At 67.7% G+C, this 4,710-nt stretch carries 5 protein-coding genes and 1 riboswitch; all 5 genes read left to right on the forward strand.

Annotated elements, in window-relative coordinates; translation table 11 throughout:
- The coding region (locus VGR37_03225) for a hypothetical protein (protein ID HEV2146406.1) at positions 1–297 on the forward strand (297 nt) is incomplete at its 5' end.
- A gap of 238 nt (positions 298–535) precedes the next feature.
- Positions 536–1,291 (forward strand): PEP-CTERM sorting domain-containing protein, encoded by a 756-nt coding sequence (locus VGR37_03230; GenBank protein HEV2146407.1) that lies wholly within the window; start codon positions 536–538, stop codon positions 1,289–1,291.
- 141 nt (positions 1,292–1,432) lie between these two features.
- Positions 1,433–1,774 carry a hypothetical protein gene (locus VGR37_03235; protein ID HEV2146408.1) on the forward strand — a complete coding sequence of 114 codons (342 nt, stop codon included), beginning with the start codon at positions 1,433–1,435 and terminating at the stop codon, positions 1,772–1,774.
- Positions 1,775–2,008: 234 nt separating this feature from the next.
- On the forward strand, positions 2,009–2,800 hold the full coding sequence (locus VGR37_03240) for a PEP-CTERM sorting domain-containing protein (GenBank protein HEV2146409.1): 792 nt from the start codon (positions 2,009–2,011) through the stop codon (positions 2,798–2,800).
- Positions 2,801–3,140: 340 nt separating this feature from the next.
- A riboswitch (cyclic di-GMP riboswitch) is annotated at positions 3,141–3,230 on the forward strand.
- 238 nt (positions 3,231–3,468) lie between these two features.
- Positions 3,469–4,539 carry an Ig-like domain-containing protein gene (locus VGR37_03245; GenBank protein HEV2146410.1) on the forward strand — a complete coding sequence of 357 codons (1,071 nt, stop codon included), beginning with the start codon at positions 3,469–3,471 and terminating at the stop codon, positions 4,537–4,539.
- The last annotated feature ends 171 nt before the right edge of the window (positions 4,540–4,710 follow it).

Raw genomic sequence — 4,710 nt, forward strand, 5'->3', positions numbered from 1 at the left:
GTGCGTGCCGTGGTCGTGCCGCCGGACGGGGTCCCCGGGTGGCTCCGCTTCCCCGTGCGGGTCCGCGGGGGGAGGGGCGCCCTCCCGGAGCGGGCGCGCCGGCTGGGCGTGGCGGGGAGCTATCCCACCCCGCTGTCGGAGCTGCCGCAGCTCGGGGCGCTCCTCGCCGGCCCGGAGACGCGCTGGCCCGGGGCGGAGTCGCTGGCCCGCGACCTGGTCACCCTCCCCACGCACTCGCGCGTCACGGAGGGCGAGCGAGATGAGATCGTCGCCCTGCTCCAGGCGACTCTCGCCTGAGCCGGATCCGGTTGGTTCGATGGCAGTGCCCCCCTGCCGGAGTGGTTGACGGGGGCGGATCGCTGCACGCGCGCCACAGTGGGACAGGAAAGGTGCAATTGTCAGCGGGGAGTTGGAGGGGATAGAGATTCCATCCCGTTGGGGTGCTTTGGTTTGCTGACGGGGCTTGGGTCTGGTACGGCGAGTGCTGCCGCGTAGGACGGTCTGCGCTTCGAGATCCCTGCCCGGAGGAGCCCCTATGAGACGCCGTTGGATCTTCGCCGTTGCCGCCCTCTTTGCCGCGCCCACGGTGGCCGCTGCGCAGCCGTATACGATCAGCTCAACGACCGGACTCACGGCGGAGAACTTCTTCAACTTTGAGACCGGAGCGCGGGCGTCCTCGACCAGCATGTTCGAGGACGGCGTGCTCACCTCCAGGGGCGGCTACGGGCAGACGTTCACGGTGCACGTGGGAAGCACGCTCCTCTCGTGGCAGCTCCGCACGGAGGAATGCCGCACGTGGAGCGACCAACTTCTATCGGGTCCGTGTCTGTTCCGCGCATACGTTGCAGGATTCGATGGCGGTAGGCTCAACAGCATTCTGTGGCAGAGCCGGCCGGTATCGTACACTCGGGATGCCCCCTTCCCCATGCTGTCCGAGGTATGGCTGGATCCGGGGGTGTACGTGGCCTTCATCCTCCAGGAACCGACAGCGCCAACGCCCGGCTACACCGGAACGATTTTCAGGGACTACTCGTTCTTCGTGCCGTTCGGCGGACAGGCCCCTGCCTCCCCCGGGAGCGACTGGGTGACGCTCGCAACGCGCGACCCGAGCCTTGGTGTCGCCGAAACCATCTGGGCGATCCATCACGGAGACATGCAGACCTTCACAGCGACCCTCGACAGCACGGTGACACCTGAGCCGGCCAGCATGGCGCTCCTGGGTACCGGGCTCGCGGGGCTGATCGGGGCGGCAAGACGCAGGCGGCGCAAGCAGGACGAGGCGCACGGATAATCGGATCCAGCGAGCGCGGCCCCGTACCTCAGCCGAGGGCGGGGCCGAGAAGCGTCAGCGCCGGTCGTCGGCGAAGCGCCTGTGGACCGTATACGATCTGCTGAACCTGCTGGAGGGCGCCTGAACGCCGACGCCGATACGATGCCCCGCTACCCGCACGATGTAGAGGTTGAGGTTACGTTCCTTTCGGCCGAGAATGGGGGGCGATCCAGGCCCATAATGTCGGGCTACCGGTCTCAGTTTCACTATGACGGCTACGATTGGGATGCCGTGCACACCTCCATCGGCCGGGATCAGGTCGCCCCCGGGGAAACGGTGCGCGCCTACCTGTCCTTCCTCAGCCCGGAGATGCACGCCGGGCGAATCCGCCCCTGCATGCCGTTCCTGATCCGAGAAGGGAAGTGCGTCGTCGGATATGGGGTCGTCCTGAACGTGCTGGAGCTCGAAGACTCGGCCGCGCGCGCCCGACTGGTGGTTCGATAGCCGTTACAATCAGCCTGACCCACTACCCCCTGCCGGAGTGGTTGAGGTGGGCAGGAGGGTTGCACGCGCGCCACAGTGGGACAGGAAAGGGGCGATCTTCCGCAGAGCCGAGAGAGACGGCGGCGGCGCATCCCCTTTCCGCGCTTTCCCTTGGGTTTCGCCGCAGACTTGGCACGGCCGCTGCTGCAGCGTGAAAGGCCGTCGCACTCGCGCACCTCTGCCGCTGGAGTCGCCATGAGACGCCGCTTGCTGCCCGCCGTCTTCCTGCTCTGCGCCGCGCCTACTCTGGGAACCGCGCAGCCGTACACGATCACCTCGGGGGACGACATCTTGCGCGATAATTTCCGCAACTTCGAGAGCGGCGTTCCCATCCCGTTCGGCAGCGGGTTCGTGAACGGGTGGCTCGCGTACCGGACCGGGGTCGGGCAGTCGTTCACGGTGGAGACGGGAAGCACGTTGCTTTCTTTCTCTATCCATCACGATCAGTGCTACGCCGTCAGCCCCCTTGAGTCTCGGGCCGCGGTCCCTGGGAATTGCCTCTTCCGCGGGTTCGTTGCTCGGCTGGACGAGGCCACAGGGCGCGCGGTGGATGTGCTGTGGGAGAGCGCGCCCGTCGCCAACGTATTCCCCACGCCGTCCCTCGCCACGAACGTGTGGCTGGACCCCGGCGTGTACCTCGCATTCCTGCTCCCCGAGGACACGGCGCCGACACCCACCTATACCGGCTCCGTGCTTCGTGACTATTCCATCTTCATGCCCTACGGCTCGCAGCAATCCGCGTCGCCGAGCACGCACTGGATGACGCTTGCGAGTCACGACCCGAGACTCGCTCCGAACCAGACCGTCTGGCAGACGCCAGCATGGAACCCGGGAGGGCAGCCTGGGGACGTGCAGGGGTTCCGCGCGACGCTCGACACCACGGTCACCCCGGAGCCCGCCAGCATGGCGCTCCTGGGTACCGGGCTCGCGGGGCTGATCGGGGCGGCGAGACGCAGGCGGCGCAAGCAGGACGAGGCGCACGGATAATCGGATCCAGCGAGAGTGGCCCCGTACCTCCGCCGAGGGCGGGGAAGCGTCGGCGCCGTTCGTCGGCAAAGCGTTTCCGAAGTGTGGCTCCGTCAGCTCGCCCGCCGATAAGTCACAACCCCGAAAGCCGTTACAGTTAAGCTGACCCACTACCGCCCTACCGTGGTGTTGCGGCTCCCCCTCCCGCGGATTATACTTGCGCCGTTCGGCAGCGGGTGGGGCGCCTGGTCGCTCCTGGGCCCGCTGCATCGGTCCAACCAGGGGCCCCACGAGGGGACCTCCCTGCGGACGCGGCTCGATCCCGCAACCGGGTCGCAGCGCGCCGCAACCAATCCAGATACGCTGCTCAGAGCAAACCCGCCGAAAGGCGGCGACGCAGAGCCACGGGGCTACGGCAGGATCCTCCTGCTACGTTCGCCGGGCCGCCAGCAATGCGATTCCCGGCCGGGACTCGTGGCTGGCGGCCTGTTGCCGTCTGCCGACGCGTCGCAGGCCGGCCGGGAGCGCGGTTTCCCCGGTGCGCCCACGCGTGCGCCGGTGATCTTCGCTCCCCGGACCGACTCCCGGTCCGGGAACGTTCCCGTGCACGACGGCGTAGAGGTAGGTTCATGGCTTTGAGGAGGGCTGCGATGATGTGGACATGTCTGTTTGCGGCAATGACCGCGTCGATGGCCTGCGGAGACGCGTCTACCGCTCCAGGCGCGGAGGACGATCTCGAGCTCAGCGTCACGTCGGCAGTCCTGGAACCCGGGGAGAGCCTGCAGCTCCGCGTGGTGGATGCGGCCGCGAAAACGGTCCGCTGGTCCAGCTCGAACCCCGCCGTGGCGACGGTTACGACGTCAGGGGTGGTGACCGCGATCGACAGTGGCAGCGCCCTGATCTCCGCGACGGCCGGGAGAGCGGACGGAACCGCACGCGTCACCGTGGAGGAAGAGGACGCCCCCGCTCCTCCACAGGTCGCGGGGGGCACGCTGATCTCCGGGCACGACTTCAACGACGGCACCTGGGGGCCCTTCCCCAGGCCGCGCCGCGGGAACCCGGCGGACTACTCCATCGTGAACGACCCGACCGGATCCGGTCGAGGCAAGGTCGCGCGCCTCCACTACCACCGGGACGCGGCCAGCGATCCGGAGCTGGACAAGAACAGGGCCTTCAAGCCCTCCGACCACACCCGGGGGCTCACCGGCCCGGACGGGCAGAGCTTCGGTGACACCGGGTATTTCAAGGGTGACGTCTACATCGAGAAGGGCTCGATGTCGGGATACCTCCCGCAGTACGACCAGCGGAAGCTTTTCTACCCGAAGTTCGGGGATTGGACCAACGGCGGGCTCCGCCATGATTGGAGCCTGATCCTGTGGGGTCGCAAGGATGGCAGCGGCATGGACCTGCTGGTGGTATCCGGCACCCGCGGCAGCGCGGGATACCCGGAGTACCGGAAGTTCGATTACGGGGTCGCACCGGTTCGCTGGAACACCTGGCACACCGTCGAGAGCGAGTGGCGCCTCAACGACGTGGGGCAGGCGAACGCCCGGCTGCGGGTCTGGTTGGACGGGAGGCTCGTGTACGAGCGGACCAACTTCATGATGGTCGCCCCACATCCCACCAACCCGCGGGCTTACTACTACCTCTACGAGGTCGAGGTCGGCGACCAGCAGCAGGGCAATACCTCGAGCAGCCAGAGCCTCTTCAACAGCTATCGATTCTGGGACAACATCCAGTTCCGCACCGCCCGCCCGTAGCATCGCCGTAATCGCACGGGAGATCCGCGCCGACGCCTTCGAGGCGCCGGACGCGATTCCGCCCGAGCTGCTGCGGCGTGCCGCCGTCCCGACCCGCTGGACCCGCTCACCAGGGCCCCCTCATTCTGCGGAGTCCAAAGAGAGCCCCCCCTGCGCTTCGAAGCGCAGGGG

Source organism: Longimicrobiaceae bacterium (assembly GCA_035936415.1).
In the GTDB taxonomy this organism is placed as follows: Bacteria; Gemmatimonadota; Gemmatimonadetes; order Longimicrobiales; family Longimicrobiaceae; genus JAFAYN01.

Excerpts from the sequence above, each read along its gene's own strand:
- VGR37_03240 (HEV2146409.1), top strand. The coding sequence starts at position 2,009 with ATGAGACGCCGCTTGCTGCCCGCCGTCTTCCTGCTCTGCGCCGCGCCT.
- VGR37_03245 (HEV2146410.1), top strand. The coding sequence starts at position 3,469 with ATGGCCTGCGGAGACGCGTCTACCGCTCCAGGCGCGGAGGACGATCTC.
- VGR37_03230 (HEV2146407.1), top strand. The coding sequence starts at position 536 with ATGAGACGCCGTTGGATCTTCGCCGTTGCCGCCCTCTTTGCCGCGCCC.
- VGR37_03235 (HEV2146408.1), top strand. The coding sequence starts at position 1,433 with ATGCCCCGCTACCCGCACGATGTAGAGGTTGAGGTTACGTTCCTTTCG.